The organism is Alloalcanivorax dieselolei B5 (assembly GCF_000300005.1).
GTDB lineage: Bacteria > Pseudomonadota > Gammaproteobacteria > Pseudomonadales > Alcanivoracaceae > Alloalcanivorax > Alloalcanivorax dieselolei.
In genome coordinates this window covers 3,525,389-3,540,828 of sequence record NC_018691.1, presented here as the reverse complement: position 1 = coordinate 3,540,828, position 15,440 = coordinate 3,525,389, and the positions used below count along the sequence as shown (strand labels likewise).

Here is a 15,440-nt window from a genome sequence, read left to right as displayed (position 1 = left end):
GACAGTATGCCAAGCCAGCGCCCGGTGGGCGATTGGAGGTTGGGCGTATAGCCAACGGGAACGAGGTGTGGTTACAGCACCGAGATCACGGCCTCGTCGCCCAGTCGCTGCCAGGGCAGGCCCTGCACCAGGGCGGCCAGTTGTTCTTCATTCAGGCGCAACTGATCGCCGCGCCAAGCGTCACCCCAGTGGAACTTGCCCCGATGGAGCCGGCGGGCGCACAGCCAGATACCGAAGCCGTCGTGGATCAGCACTTTCATGCGGTTGCCCCGGCGGTTGGCGAACAGGTAAGCCTGATGTGGCTTCGCCGCACCGAACACCTGGATCACCCGGGCCAGGGCCTTGTCCGGTCCGGCGCGCATGTCCAGTGGCGCGGTGGCCAGCCAGATCTCGTCGATGCGGATCATCGCAGCAGCTCGCGTAACAGGGCCAGGCACTGATGGGCTTGCTCGGCGGGCCATTCCACGATGACCGGTCCGCCGGAGCGGGGCACTTCAATGCGGATGCGGTTACCCGACTCCTTGGCGCAAGACCGGTCAGGAGGGCTCGACGCCACCGGTACCGCCAAGGGCATAAACGCGGGTGACGTTATTGTCTGGCCGGCTTGCTCGGCTTCACGGATCCAGCGGCGGACCAGGTTGGCGTTGAGTTGGTTGTCCAGGGCGATCCGGGAGACGGACACGCCCGGTTCCTGACAGGCGGCCACGATGTGCGCCTTGAACTCACGGGAGAAGTGACGGCGACGTCGTGGTTGAGGTTGGGGCTGAGATACGCTTAACGGGTCCATCGATAGTGTCCACTAAGAAATAAGTGGACACTATCGTGAAGGCCGCAACCGTCGACTCAAGATGGGGTCGCCGGACGCTTACGTAGATTGTAGTAATGGCGCGAGTGATGATTAAACCTGTTTTTCTGGTCTTGCAGGTGATTGTTGTCTACTTTTCGGCTATTCGATCGGGTGCTTGGTGGGTCTGGGTCGGCCCGGATCGAGTCCTAGATATTTCCAGTGCATTCTTTTTCCTTTTGATTTTGGGAGCGTTCTTTTATGACGCGGGCTATAAGCGCTATTCAAAGGGGGAGATGGGAAGGCATACCTTTTTATGGGTTTATGCCATTCCCGGCGTTTTGGCGCTGATTGGGTTCGTGTTTGGACTGATCTTTGTCGAGCGGTTCTACTAGAGGGACTTGCCCACGCTCGTAGGTAGCCGTATAGCGGATGAGGCGGGCTGAGAGCAGGATGCTAATGGAGGCAGAAGGGGTTACACCTGCCTGAAAGCCGCGTTGCCGCAATGAGTAGCTCGCGTTCACCGAAACGTCATATTTCTTGTCCACCCTTCACCTGCGTGCACCTGATATTCAACTTACCCCTGCCTACCTAGTGGGTAAAAAGATAATGAGACTGAGCATCGCGGTGGCCATGGTGCTGATAGGGGTGGCCAGCTCGGCCTCTTTTCAAGCCCGCGCTGAGCCTCTCGCACCGCAGCCCTCCTACTTTTTTGATATTCCCGCCATGGATTTGGGGCAGGCCATCAAACGATACAGTGAGGATACCGGCCTTACGGTGTTGGTGGACGCGGCACTGGTCCGCAATCGGCGTTCCTTTCCTGTGATCGGTGACTACACACCGAAAGAGGCGTTACAGCGGCTGTTGGGGCCGCATGAGTTGGAGGTGCGGTACCAGGCTGAGAAAGCCCTGACGCTGGTGCCGTATCGGCGGTCCGAGGGTATGCCCGGGCGAACCGGTTCCGGTGCGGGCTTGTCCCAGCCGGGTTTGGGGGGACATCGCGTGGCCGCGGCCATTCAGGAGCGCCTTCATCGGCGACTGTGTTCGAATCGGCTCACCCGTCCAGGGCATTATCGTGCCGCCATGCGTTTATGGACCGATCAAAGGGGGGACGTGAGCAAAGTGGAACTTTTGGACAGCAGCGGTGATGGAGAGCGCGATCACGCTTTACGGTCAGTGATTCGAGGTATACATGTCGAACCGGGATTGGCGGCAAAGCTACCCCAGCCGTTAACGGTGCTGGTGGTGCCCTCGACCGGGACGCCTTGTCCGAACGAAGCAGAGCCAAGCGCTGCCATAGGGAGGGAATAGGAGGTGCGTGACGAATTTCTGGCCTGCTATGCCGAACTGCGGCGACGCTTGAGGTTCAGCCTGGGCAACGAAGACTTGGCCGACGACGTCCTGCATGAGACCTGGTTGCGCGTTGACCGATTGGGTAAGGGGGAGGAAATACATAACCCGGGGGCTTACTTTTATCGGGTGGCGATGAATGTCGCCCATGATCATCGTAATAAGTCCGCCCGCCTGTTGTACTCCGATGAAATCGAGGCGCTGCTGGATGAGGGGGAGGGCACGGATAATCCCGCGGATCGGGCGCAGGAGTGGTATGAACTGGAGGCCTTGAAAGCCGCCATAGAGGCGCTGCCGCCTCGTCGACGGGACATTCTGGTGGCATCACGGATGGAGGCCATACCCCATAAGGAGATCGCCCGGCAGTTCGGGATTTCCGTTCGCATGGTGGAAAAGGAACTTAAGGCGGCATTGGCGTTCTGTGGCGAAAGGGTGGACCGACGGGTGATCCGCCGGTTCGGTCCCGGTGCCGGTAAGGCGTCATAGCATTGAGGCGCCTTGAGAATGCGGATGATGAGCAAACCTGGAAGGCGGTGACGGAAACCTCATGAACGAGCAGGAACATCCGGAGCAGGATGTGTTGGTTTTAAGAAAGGAAGCGCAAGCGTGGCTGGTGCGCCTCAAGTCGGGGGACGCCACAACCGAGGACGCGGAGGCGTTCCGGGCCTGGTGTGCCCGCAGTCCCCGTCATCAGGAAGCGCTCGCCCAGGCCCGTCAGCTATGGACTTTGCTGGAACCGGCGCTGGCGGAGGTGGAGCACGGTGATGGCAGCGTCCAGGGCCGCTCCAACGCCCCGCCGGCGAAGCCTGCTCGAGGTCAAAGTATGGGGCGCCGGGCCTTTATCGGACTGGCTGCCACAGCGGTTGGGTACATTGCTGTTTCCTCCGTGTGGGACGGATTGAATGGACAGGGTGATTTTCACACCGAGGTTGGTGAACAAAAACGCCTGGCCTTGAACGACGGCGTCCAGCTGGAAATGAACACTCGGACCCGTGTGAATCAGCGTCTTTCTTCCGACGGGGCCTTGGCGTTGGAAGTGCTTGGCGGAGAAGTGGGGGTGCAGGTGGCGCAGACCGGCGCTCCGTTAACCGTCTTTGTGGGGAAGGGAACCATCACCTCCAAGGCGGCGCGCTTCAATGTTCGCCATTGGGATGGCGAGACCTGCGTAACGTGTATCGAAGGGCGTCTTTCGGTTGAGACCGTTCACGGCCTGCGACAACTGTCCGCGAAGCAACAACTCCTCTATGACGATCAGGGCGTGGCGTCCGTCATCACGGCCGACATTGAAAAAGTCACGGGTTGGCAAAATCGCATGCTGATCTTCGATGACGAGTCGCTGGCTCAGATGATCACCGAAATCAATCGGTATCGCGAAGGCAGGATCATTCTTCTCAATGAGCAGTTGGCTCAGCGCCGTGTGCAGGCTCGTATCGGATTGGATCAACTGGACTCCGTCATCGCGCTGATTCGCGATTCCTACGGCGCTCACTCCACCTTCCTGCCTGGCGGTGTCGTGATACTGAGTTGATGCCGCCGGCACTGCTTTGTTTCCCAAGGCGGTGAATTTTTCATGACAGGGATTCGGTCCTCGAGCAATCGCCCGGTCATCCATTCAGCATGCCATGCTTGTCCGAATGCGCGTCCCTCGTGGGGCTCATTGGCACAAGGTGGTTCCCTGGAACTGAATGGATGACGTTACCATGCCGTCGAATACCGCGCCCCGCGCTCGCGCCCTCAAGTCCGCCGTTGTAACCAAAGACCGTAATAAAAAAACGGCGGCGGTGATGACCCGCAAGCCGTTGGTCCAGGCCATCGCTCTGATTCTGGCGGTGGGCGCCGGGCAGTCTGAGGCGGGTCAACGTCCGTTCAGTGCGGAATGGTTCGATAGCATGAGAGCGGGCCGTGCCGAGCGTGCCCAGCGTCCTTCCGGCCATCCACATCGGCCACCGCCCTTGGCACAGCAGAAGCGTAACCGGGAAGCGCAGCGATCTTTCGAGCGCATGACACGGACGGCGGCGTCCATCGCGGCACAGCAGGCCGCGGCCCGTGCCGCGGCCAAGGCCTCCGCCAACGTGCCCAACGGTCTGGTGGACGGCGGTCTGAAAGTGGACACCAATGCCTTGACCGCCGGCTGGCATAACGCCGAGGCCCCGCGGCAAAGCCGGGACGGAGACCGTACTGAGGTCACCATCAAGCAGACGGACAAGAAAGCGATCCTGAACTGGGAGACGTTCAACGTTGGCAGCAAGACCACGGTGAACTTCGATCAGAGCGCCGGCACTGACGCCAAGACCGGGGGCAACGACTGGTCGGCCCTGAATCGTGTCAACGACCCCAACGGTCGACCCAGTGAGATTGCCGGTCGCATCAAGGCCGAGGGCGGGGTGTATCTGATCAATCGCAACGGCATCGTGTTTAACGGCAGCAGCCAGGTCAACGTGCGCAACCTGGTGGCCGCCAGTCTGAAACTGAGCGATGAGCAGTTCAAGGCGGGGATCAACGTCCGGCTGGGCACGGAACGGGACGATCTGGGCTGGGTCAACGGCGGCTCGCATCACGGCCTGCCGACCTTCGGGGAGAACCCGACCGAGATGTCGAACCGGGAGTCCATTGACACGGCGGGCCAGCCGGATGGACAAGTGGCGGCCTTTGAGCCGGGTGAGGCGCCGGGTGATGTGGAGGTGCAGGCCGGCGCACTGATCGAGGGTAAGGATGGCCACGTGATGCTGTTCGCCCCGAAAGTCCGCAACCACGGAGAGATCCGCACTCCTGGCGGGCAGACGCTGATGGCGGCGGGGGAAAACGTATGGCTGGAGGCCGACGAGACGAACCCCACGGTGAGAGGCTTCGACGCGGTGGTGTCCGCGGTGCGGCCCTGGACCTTCAATTACGGGCCGGCCATCGGCGACAGAACCTACAGCACCTTTGAGCGGGAGATTGTCTCAAAGGTGTTACCGATGATGGAGCAGCGTGCCGCCGAGGTGGGCTACAGCGTCACCAACACCGGCCTGGTGCAGGCCGATTATGGTGACATCACCCTGGTTTCGCGGGAGATCAACCAGAACGGCATCCTGCAGGCCAGCACGGCGCTGAACAACCGCGACGGCTCGATCCGGTTGCGTGCCTGGGGCCAGGGGATGTATGGGCATGGCTCTTCCTTTGAAGGAAACGGCGATTTTGATCATCTGGTGGCTTGGTCCGGTGGTACCGTCACGTTGGGCGAGAACAGCGTCACCCAGGTGGTCAATGACTGGGAGGATGCCACCGAGATCGAGATCAGCGCACTCCCGGATCGCTACCGGCCGGGCCGCATCGAACTCTACGGCAAAGAGATCGACATTCGTCCCCGCGCCAGCGTGACGGCGGCGGCGGGCAATATTGATCTGCAAGCGGCGACCAACCCCTATCACTTCATCAATGGCAACCGGCGTAACGAAAGCGCGGGCGACGGCAGTCGCATCCTGATCGGCGAAGACGCTTATATCAGCACGGCGGGATTGCTGGAGATGCCGGTGGACATGGCGCGCAACTTCGTTGAGGTGGATTTGCGCATCAACGAACTGAAGGATTCCTTTCTGCAGCACGCTACCTGGCTCTACGGCAAGAAAGTCATTGTGGATCGGCGTGTGTCGGGGCAGTTCACGGACGGCCCGATGGCGGGCGTGGAATGGCTTACGGACAGCTCCGGCAACGCCATCAAGGGCGCCTGGGTTGGCACACCACTGGCGGATGTGACCGGCTGGGTGGGCACGAGCCTGATCGACCTGGCCGAACTGGCGTCGGCGGGCGGGAACATCACCGTTCAGGCCGGCGGCGCGGTGATCACACGGCCCGGCTCGATCCTGGATGTCTCCGGTGGTTCGGTGCGCTATAGCGACGGCTGGAATACCACGACACAACTGCTCGGAGCCGATGGGCGCATCCACAACATCTCCTCGGCGCCCACGGACATGACCTACGTCGGTCTGGCGGGGGTTTATGAGCGCTCGCACGATCGTTGGGGCGTGACGGACACTTATACCAACCCGTTGATCTCACGCCCGCGGTATGAATCCAGTTATGTGGAAGGGCGGGATGCCGGTTCGATCACGGTCCGGGCCGGTGAGGCGATGATTCTGGAAGGCAAGCTCCATGGCGGGGTGGAGCCCGGGGACCGGGCTCAGGAACTGTCCGATCTTGCCCAGGCCGGCAGCTTGACGCTGGGTGGTGCGGGCAACGATGACCGTCCGTGGACGCCGGGGCGGGTGATCATCAGCCACACGCCGGTGCTGTTGCGTAAGGACTTCAGTATCGATTCGCAAATTGACGGCGTTTTCCTGGCCGGACAGGAGGAGGAAGACGAGTCGCCGCTTTCGGGCTCCACCACCTGGTTGTCCGACAGGGCGTTGTCGGATTCGGGGTTGGGCGAGATCACCTTGAATGTGACCGACGGCTTCACGCTGGAAGCCGGTGCCTCCGTGGATCTGATGCCAGGCACCGAGTTCAGCGCGCGGATCAATTCAAGCAACCCCGAAGCCGTCGAAATGGACATCCTGGGTAGTATCCGGACGCCGGGAGGCCGTATTGCTTTGGGCTCCTTGGGCACGGTGAATCTTGGCGGATCCAGTGTGCTGGATGTTGGCGGCCAATGGGTCAACGACTATGCCGACCGCTCTTTGACACTGGGCCGCGCCATTCACGGCGGCAGCGTTGTGCTGGGACGGTTGGGCGCTGTCGAGCAGGGGGCGATGGTGAACCTGACCGGCGGGGGCTGGCTGGGCTGGGACGGTCGAGACAGGGAAGCGGTGCTGGAAGCCGGCGATGCCGGCTCGCTGACGCTGTCCGGCTTCGATACGGCCAAGCTCGATGCGTTGGACTTGCGCGCCTGGTCGGGCGCGGATGCCGCCCAACTGCGGATCAATCTGACAGGGGATGTGCAGATTGGTGGTACGCGACCGGATGCGGCTCGGGAGGACGCGCCGGTCTGGCTGCCGGGCACGCTACTGGGCGAATACGGCTTTGGCGCGGTGACGATCTATACGGACCCGGGTGACATCGAGGTGCCGGAGGGCGCACAGGTCAGTGTACTGCCGTTGGGCTGGAATCTGACCCTGGCGGGGGAAACATTGGCGGAGCTGGACAGCGGCGCGTCGCTGTCGGAGGTGCTGGCCGCGCATCGGGTGGAGGACCGGTTCCGGTGGGGCCGGGCTGAGGGCGGGCTGAGTCTGGACACAGCGGACGGAGATATCCGCCTGGGCGTGGGTTCCAGCATCGAAACCGAGCCCGGCGGGACGGTGACCTTGACGGCCGGAAGAGATAACACGGGGGCATCAGCGGACAACGGGAACATGGTCATCGAGGGCCGCGTGCTGGCGCCGGCGGGAGATTTCAGTGCCCAGGCGGCCGGCGATCTGACACTGGCCCGGGGCGCGCAATTGCTGCTGCCCGGCGCGGCGCAAATTTTTCGCGATCCCACAACACAGCTTCGTCAGGGCGAGGTGCTGGTCGGCGGCACGGTCACGCTGCGGGCAGCGGGCAGACTGAACGCCCAGGACGGCGCGCTGATCGACGTGTCGGGTGCGCGCGGTACGGTGGAATACCGGACCGGGAGCCCCTTTGCTTCGGGGGCGCTAGCCTTGCGGTCTACCGAACTGGAGTTGGGCAGCGATGGGGGCGGCATTGAGTTTGAATTCGGTGCAGAAGGCGGCGTGTTGGATTCGGTCCTGTTGGCGAAAGCTGGCAGCGATGACGCGGCCGGCGGGCGCCTGAGTATCGAAGACAGAAGTGTCGGAGGCGCCTCGGAAGAGATGCTTTTGTCCGAGAGGTTGGGCTCTGCTCTATGGTATGAATCTTCTCCCGGCACCTTTACGCGGATACGCACCAGCAGCGGCAATCTGAATGTGTTCGGAGATTATGGCGATGAAGAGATTACGCTGGATTTCGTGATGCTCGATGCGCTGAATACGTTGCCGGAGAGTTCATCGACCACCAAGGGCCTGGTGGTGGTCGAAGGCTCTGCGCAAGCCGCCGCGGATGATTTGACCGGCACCACGGAAGTGACGGCTTGGGAGTACGACCCTGCCATCGACCGCAGAGTGATTGACCTGCTGAACCAGTATTTCCACTTCGGTTCTTCAAGGGAAGCGGGCGAAAAAATCCAGATCAATCCCATCAATAGGGTATCCAAGGCCGGTACGGTGGTGGCGGCTTCTTCGATACACGAAGGTGGTTTTGCCGATGTGGCGTTGGCCTCGCAACAGACGGGTATCCGGTTGGGCAGCGGGGTGGATTTGAATGTGGATGGACGTTTGGCACTTGCCGCGCCGGTAATCAGAAGCGATGGGCAAGGCGGACTGGCACGTTTGCAGGCTAACCATGTGGTCTTGAACGCCACCCAGAACCATGCCATCGACACCAACCTCGCGGGTACTTTGCACCTGTCAGCACGCCAGGTCATGGATATCATGGGCGGTCAGAGTGCGGCGACGATCCGTGGCTTCGAACGCACCGTACTGGAGACGGGGGATTTGCGCCTGTTGGCCAGTACTCCCGATGACGACGGCTATCTGAGTGCCACGCTGGACGTGGACGGTGCGCTGGAGATCGCTGCCGCGCAGGTCTATCCGGGCACGGCGGTGCGGGGGCGGATCCAGTCGGGCGAAGCCATCACCGTGCGCGGTAACGGCCAGGCCGGTGCGCCGCTGTCGGCGGGGGGCAGTCTGACGCTGTCGGCCCCGGTGATCGAGCAGCAGGGTGTGCTCCGCGCGCCCTTTGGCGACATCGTGCTGGACGCCAGTGATCGGCTGGTGCTGGGCGCGGGCAGTCTGACCTCGGTTTCCGGCGCGGGTCTCATCGTGCCCTACGGCAATCTGGGCAACAATGAATACTGGCTGGACCCGGCCAACCCGCAAGGACGGGACCGCGACAACCCAAGGGGCGAGCATACCGAGGAGAACCGCTACCTGTCGGCGCCACCCGAGAAGCGGGTGACGCTGCAGGCGCCGGATGTGGTGATGGGCGATGGCGCGGTGGTGGACGTCGCCGGCGGTGGTGACCTGTACGCCTGGGAGCACGTGCCGGGGCCGGGTGGTTCGCACGACGTGCTGACACTGCCGGGCATGTACGCGGTGCGGCCGGGTTACCAGGGGCTGTCGCCCGAGGCGGGCGAGGGTGCGGGCCGGCAGGTGTGGCTGGCCGGCGGCGATGGCCTGGAGGCCGGCTGGTACACCCTGTTGCCGGCGCACCATGCGCTGTTGCCGGGCGCCTTTGCGGTGCAGGCGACGGGAGCGATCTGGCGGGACAGCGCGGCGACGGGCCCGTCGGCGACGCTGCGCGACGGCAGCCTGTTGATGCAAGGGCGTGAGCGGGACGACATCAGTGGGGCTCAGGATCCGGTGTCTTCGGCCTGGCGGGTAATGTCCGGCGATCTGGTGCGTCGCTATAGCGAATACAATGAAGCCTTCGGCAACGACTTCTTCTCCTCGGAGGCGTTCAAGCTGAGCCAGTACCGCCTGACCGGTCAGGACGTAGTGACGCCGCGTCTGGCCCGCGACGGCGGTTCTGTTGTGTTCAAGGCGGGACAGACGCTGACGCTGGACGGCCAACTGCGCTCGCAGGCCGATCGTGATGGCCGTGGCGGCCTGGTGGACATCGCCGCCGAAAAGGTGGCCATCGTGGGGGCGGGCCGCGACGGCAGCGATTTGCAGGCCGAAGGATTCCTGATCGTGGATGCCGGAACGCTGTCGCGCTTTGGCGCCGGCAGCCTGTTGGTGGGCGGCACACGCTCCGGCGATGCGTTGGGTCTGAAGGTGGATGTGACGGCCAGCGATATCGTACTGCGCAATGACGTGGATTCGGCGCTGAGCGGCCCCGAGATCATCCTGGCGGCCTCGGAGCAGGTGACGGCCGAGGCCGGCAGCGTGCTGCGCTCCGCCGGCCAGGCCAGCGGGGAAGAGGCGGACCTGGTGATGGCGCCCCAGGTAGCAGAAGTCCGGAACGACAACAACACGCCCACCAATCCCGATGATGACTACCTGGAAACGCCGTCCAGCGACTGGGGCGCCCTGGTGCGGGTGAGTAGTGGTCGGGCGGTGCGGGTGTTGCGCGAGAACGTGGATACCACGTCCGGTGGGCGGGTGCGCATCAGTGATGGCGTGGTGCTGGATGGCGGTGCGGCGCTGCTGATTGACGCCACCAACACGACGGAGATGGCGGCAGGGGCGCGGCTTTCGGGTACGGCGTTGTCAGTGTCGTCAGGCCGGATCGGTATCGGCGGGGGCAGTGGTCTGGTACTGGACGAGGCGGCACTGGCACAACTGTCCCAAACCCGGACGTTGACGTTGCACAGTTATAGCAGTCTGGACTTCCACCGCTCGCTGGATCTGAGTGGGCTGGATCAAGTAGTGCTCGATGCCGCGGGGTTGCAAGGTCATGGCGCCGATACCGTGAAGGTGCAGGCGACGAAGCTGACCTTGCAGAACACAGGCGCGCCCTCGGTCGAGGCCGGCACGGGCCATGGCCGTCTGGAACTGCTGGCGGACGAGCTGGTGTTGGGCGTGGGAGACAAGACGGTCAGCGGGTTTGCTCATGTGATGCTGTCGGGGGACGAGGGCATCATGGCCGACGGCAGCGGCAACCTGGATGCGGGGAGCGCGGCGTTGTCGCTGCGTGCGCCGGTACTGCAAGGACTTTCCGGTTCGAACCAGGCAGTGGTGACGCAAGGGCAATTGACGCTTGAGCAGAGCGGTGACGGTCTGGATGCGGCGGCGCTGGCGGAACGAGGGCGCGACAGCCTGGGCGCGAGGTTGCGTCTCTCGGGCCAGGGCACCACGGTGGCGCTACCGGTGTTGGCGCTGGGTGGCAGCATCGCGGTGGCGTCCGGCGCGGGCGATCTGACGCTGACGGAATCGGGCAGCCTGCGGGCCGGCGGTCTGGTTCGATCCTTCTTCGATGTGGATGAATACGCGGATGGCGGTCAGATCAGTCTGTCGAGCCAAGGGGGCTTGATCGATCTGGCCGCGGGCAGCCTGCTGGATGTGGCCGCGCAGGAAGCGGGCGGCGACGCCGGCAGTCTGACCATCGACGCCAGCGAAGGGGGCCGGGTGAACTTCGCCGGTACGCTGCAGGCGCAGTCCGGTGCCGGCGGTCGCGGCGGCCATTTCGTGCTGGCCATCGACGAACTGGCTGATTTTGGCGCGTTGGCGCAGACGCTCAATGCGACGGGCTTTGACCAGTCACGGCAGTTCCATATCCGCCAGGGGGATGTCACGGTGGCGGGCGTGACCCGTGTGGCGGCGTTTGAGTTGATCACCGACCAGGGCGTGATCACGATCGACGGCACCGCCGACATTGATACCGGCGCACAGTACGGTGGCCGCATTCGGATGGTCGGCGGCCAGGGGTTGACGATGCAATCCGGTGCGGTACTGCGGGCACGCGCCACGGATACGGAGGACGGCCTGGGCAGCGGGCGCATCACGTTGGAGGCGGCGGGCGGCAATCTGCATCTGGCCGGCGGTACCTTGGACGTGAGCGGCGGCGAAGGGGGCAAGGTCCGGCTGCGGGCACAGCGCACGGCGGACAATGACGGACTGCAGGTGACGGCACTGAACGCCACGGTGCAGGGCGCGCGTTCGGCGGTGCTGGAAGGGATGCGGGGTTACACAAGCGTGGATGGCACGGTGGAATCGGTCAAGGACCAGGCGATCGGCGAGGCCAATGCCTTTGCGGGTAACGGCGGTATTCTATCCGGCCTGGGCGACAACGCGGCGGCCTACACTCTGGTGGCGGGCATCGGGATCACCAGCGACAGCGATCTGACGCTGGGCAGCGACTGGAACCTGTCCGACAGCTTTGGCGCGGACCATCGCGAAGGCACCCTGACGCTGCGCGCCGGCGGCAATCTGAACATCGATGGCAACCTGAGCGACGGCTTTGATGTGGCCGGCCGCCACAATGAGGAGGGCGAGGCGGCGCGCTTGCAGCAGGCCGCTTCGTGGGATCTGCGTCTGGTTTCGGGAGCGGACCTGGACTCAGTGGATGCGTTGGCCACGCAGACGTCGAATGCGCTCGCCGCCGATAGCGGCACGACCCGCGTGGGCACGGCGGACAGCACCGTCGGCGCCAATGATGGCGCCGGCAAGCTGGTGCGCACCGGCACCGGCGACCTGACGCTGCGGGCCGGGCGTGACCTGGTGCTGGCGCACAAGGAATCGGTGCTGTACACGGCGGGTCGTGCCGACGCCGACCCGACGCTGGGTGGCGGCTTTGATACCGGCAGCGTGGACGCACAGTACGGCATTGGGGGCGGGCACGTGGACATTGCCGCTCGGGGCAGCGTTCGGGCCCCCACCGAACAGGGTTCCCGCTCGGAGCAGATCATCACCGAGTGGCTGCTCCGTCAGGGGCGTCTGGGCGGGAGCAGCACCGATCCCAGCGAGTTTTACGACGGCTTCCAGATCGGACAGGAGCCGTATCAGCAGTTGCCCGACGGCTCATGGGGCAATCCGCCCATTATGTCGGAAAAGGGACAGCAACCGAGTTGGTGGGTCAGCCATGCCGACTTTGAGCAGGGGCTGGGCGCGCTGGGCGGTGGCAATGTGAGCCTGTCGGCTGGCGGTGATCTGGTTAACCTGGTGGTGGCACAGCCGAGCAACATGCGGGTCAGCGGCGGGCGTTCGGCCACGGATGCGGTGCCGGTGACCCATATCCGTAACGGCGGGCGGTTCCAGGTAGACGCGGGCGGCGCGATCCGCGCGGGGCAATACTACGTGGGCCGGGGTGCCGGTGAGATCCGGGCGGGTGAAACCGCCACCGGCTACCATCTCGAAGGTACGGTGGGGAGCACCTCCTACGCATATGACATTGCACCGGTCCTGGCATTGTCGGATGCGTCCCTCAACGTGCAAAGCGCGGGCGACTTGGTGCTGCAGACCGCCATCGATCCGCTGCTGATCCGCCGCAGTCTGATCGATGCCGAGGACGCGGCTCTGGCGCAAAATTATCGCGGCTCGGCCGACATGATCAGCCAGACCGCACGCACCGCGCTGTCGCTGGTATCGGTGGGGGGGGACGTGCGGCTGGAGAACCAGGCGGACCACATCACCTTGCAGACCGCGCAGGTGCCGGGTATGACGAACGGCATCAACAGTACGCCCTTTATTGGGCTGTTTCCGGCGCATACGCGGGTGGCGGCATTCGATGGCGACATCGCGTTGCTGGGGCTGATGCCGATGATGACCGGCGATACCACCGACCTGTCGCTGTTGGCGGCGCGGGATCTGAAGTTCCTGAGTGGCGATGGCCCAGGGCAAAGGGGTGTCGGCAGTGTGGTGATGGCCATGTCCACGCTGGGCGCCCCCAGCGCCTCGAGCATCCTGGTGCCGGGCAAGAGACTCCTGCAAGGTCCGATCGAGGATGGCCTGGGCTGGTCAAACGTCTTTTTAACCAACCGCGGGTATGGTGGGTTCGAGGACAACCCCGAAGTGCTGCCTCTGCAACAGCATGACTTCGAACCCAGCCGTCTGTATGCGGTGGACGGGTCGATCACCGGGCTGGACCTGGTCGCTTCGGAAGCGGTGCAGGTGCGGGCCGGCACCGACATCCGGAGCTTTACCCTGAACGCACGTAACCTGCGCGCTACTGATGTCACCCTGCTGGAGGCGGGCAACGACATCCTGGCGATGACTGCAAGGCGGATACGCCGAAACAACATTATGCCCGGGGAGTACGCCAACCGGGTGATCATCCAGGGGCCGGGCGAACTGGTATTGGCCGCCGGGCGCGACATCCAGGCCGGCAGTTTGCAGTTGTTCTCGGACGGCAATCGGCTGTGGAATTATGCCACTGCCACGCCGGCCGGCAGTACCGGCGTGGGCGGTAGTCTTTACGCCCCGATGCAAGCGCTGCCCGAGGACGGGGCCAACATCACGCTGATGGCGGGCATGAACGGGACGGCTCGCTACGATCTGTTCGAGCAGGCGTATCTGGATCCGGCCAACGTGGCCGCCATGCCGGACTACCTGAAAACCACTCTGGCGGATGGCACGGTGGTGCCGCTGTATCTGACTGATGGGGTGGAGCCGCGCGGTGATCTGGACAAGCTTACGCGGCGTGGGCTGGTATCGTTCGTGCAACGGATGCTCGGCGCCGAGCGGGTGGCCGACCTGACGGGGGCCGGGGACGGTACGCTGACGCCGACGCAGGCCTGGGAGCAGTACCAGGCGCTGCCAGAACTGGTGCGGCAGCAGTTTCTGCGTCAGGTGTTTATCTACGAACTACGCGAAGGCGGACGCGACCAGAACCAGGTCGATGCGCAGGACAAGCCGGTCAATGGCGGCTACCGGCGTGGCTACGCGGCCATCGACACTCTGTTCCGAGCCCCTGATGAGGCGACGCTGCCGGCGCGCTACGCGTTGGACCTGCCGGATGACTGGCAAAGCGGCTGGAGGGGGCAGGGCAACATCGCGGCCAACCGCATGGCGGTGCGCACTCACCAAGGTGGGGACATCAATGCGTTCACCCCCGGCGGTGGGCTGCAGGTGGCGGCGTTGGGGGCGACGGTGCCTGACGGCTACGGTCTGGCGACGCTGGCCTCACCAGGGCAGATCAACCTGTTCACCGATCAGGATATCGTGGTCAACCGCTCACGCATTCTCTCTTTCGTGTCACGGGCCGACCCGTTGGGCAGTGACCAGGTGCTGTGGGCGACGCTGGGCGACATCGATGCGGGCCGTGGCGCCAAGACGGTACGAGTGGGGCAGCCACCGGACATCACGGCGGATGAGGACGGCAATGTGACGGTGCAGGAGAAACTGGACCTGAGCGGCAGCGGTATCGGAACGGTGGGCGAGGGTGATGTGGACCTGATCGCGCCCAAAGGCACGGTTAACGCCGGGGACGCGGGGATTCGCGTGGCCGGTAACTTCAACGTGGCCGCCTACCAGGTGGTCAATGTGGACAACATCGACGTGGGGGGTGAGTCCAGTGGGTTGCCTCCCGTGATCGCGGTTAACGTCGGCGCCCTGACCTCCGCCAGTCAGGCGGCGAGCAGCGCGCAAAAGGCGGCGGAGGAGGTCACCCGCCGCACGCCCCGCCGGCAACCCTCCATCATCAGTGTGGAAATCCTTGGCTATGGCGATGAGCGCCTGGGTGGTCAGGGCGGTGATCGTCCGCGGTCGGAGCCGTTAAGTTACAACCCGGATGGCGCGGTACGGATACTCGGGGCAGGAGAATTGAGTCAGGAGGCCCGCAGCCGGTTGACGTCTCGGGAACGGCGCAATTTATGAGAGGTGCCGGGTTACCGATGAGGTAATGACTTGGTTATGGG

General features: G+C 63.9%; 6 protein-coding genes. 4 read left to right on the top strand and 2 right to left on the bottom strand.

What is annotated here, in order from left to right; all coding sequences use genetic code 11:
- Positions 1-71 precede the first annotated feature (71 nt).
- Both tnpB and tnpA read right to left on the bottom strand, forming a co-directional pair.
- Positions 72-407, bottom strand: coding sequence for an IS66 family insertion sequence element accessory protein TnpB (gene tnpB, locus B5T_RS15665; RefSeq protein ID WP_014992698.1), 336 nt, complete (start codon positions 405-407; stop codon positions 72-74).
- The gene (gene tnpA / locus B5T_RS15660) at positions 404-787 is read right to left on the bottom strand and encodes an IS66-like element accessory protein TnpA (protein WP_041716686.1); all 384 of its coding nucleotides are present in this window, start codon (positions 785-787) and stop codon (positions 404-406) included. Before tnpA ends, tnpB begins: the two co-directional genes overlap by 4 nt.
- 95 nt (positions 788-882) lie before the next feature.
- Between tnpA and B5T_RS15655 the strand changes: the two genes are divergently transcribed.
- The 4 genes from B5T_RS15655 to B5T_RS15635 all read left to right on the top strand — a co-directional run bounded on the left by B5T_RS15655 (position 883) and on the right by B5T_RS15635 (position 15,399).
- Positions 883-1,179 carry a hypothetical protein gene (locus B5T_RS15655; protein WP_148279280.1) on the top strand — a complete coding sequence of 99 codons (297 nt, stop codon included), beginning with the start codon at positions 883-885 and terminating at the stop codon, positions 1,177-1,179.
- A 919-nt stretch (positions 1,180-2,098) separates the two neighbouring features.
- Positions 2,099-2,620 (top strand): RNA polymerase sigma factor, encoded by a 522-nt coding sequence (locus B5T_RS15645; RefSeq protein WP_014995501.1) that lies wholly within the window; start codon positions 2,099-2,101, stop codon positions 2,618-2,620.
- Positions 2,621-2,681: 61 nt separating this feature from the next.
- Positions 2,682-3,662, top strand: coding sequence for a FecR family protein (locus B5T_RS15640; protein ID WP_014995500.1), 981 nt, complete (start codon positions 2,682-2,684; stop codon positions 3,660-3,662).
- 157 nt (positions 3,663-3,819) lie between these two features.
- Positions 3,820-15,399, top strand: a complete 11,580-nt coding sequence (locus B5T_RS15635) for a filamentous hemagglutinin family protein (RefSeq protein WP_041717067.1) — start codon at positions 3,820-3,822, stop codon at positions 15,397-15,399.
- Positions 15,400-15,440: the final 41 nt, after the last annotated feature.

Coding starts and splice junctions, on each gene's coding strand:
- tnpB (WP_014992698.1), bottom strand. CDS start 407: ATGATCCGCATCGACGAGATCTGGCTGGCCACCGCGCCACTGGACATG.
- tnpA (WP_041716686.1), bottom strand. CDS start 787: ATGGACCCGTTAAGCGTATCTCAGCCCCAACCTCAACCACGACGTCGC.
- B5T_RS15655 (WP_148279280.1), top strand. CDS start 883: ATGGCGCGAGTGATGATTAAACCTGTTTTTCTGGTCTTGCAGGTGATT.
- B5T_RS15640 (WP_014995500.1), top strand. CDS start 2,682: ATGAACGAGCAGGAACATCCGGAGCAGGATGTGTTGGTTTTAAGAAAG.
- B5T_RS15635 (WP_041717067.1), top strand. CDS start 3,820: ATGGATGACGTTACCATGCCGTCGAATACCGCGCCCCGCGCTCGCGCC.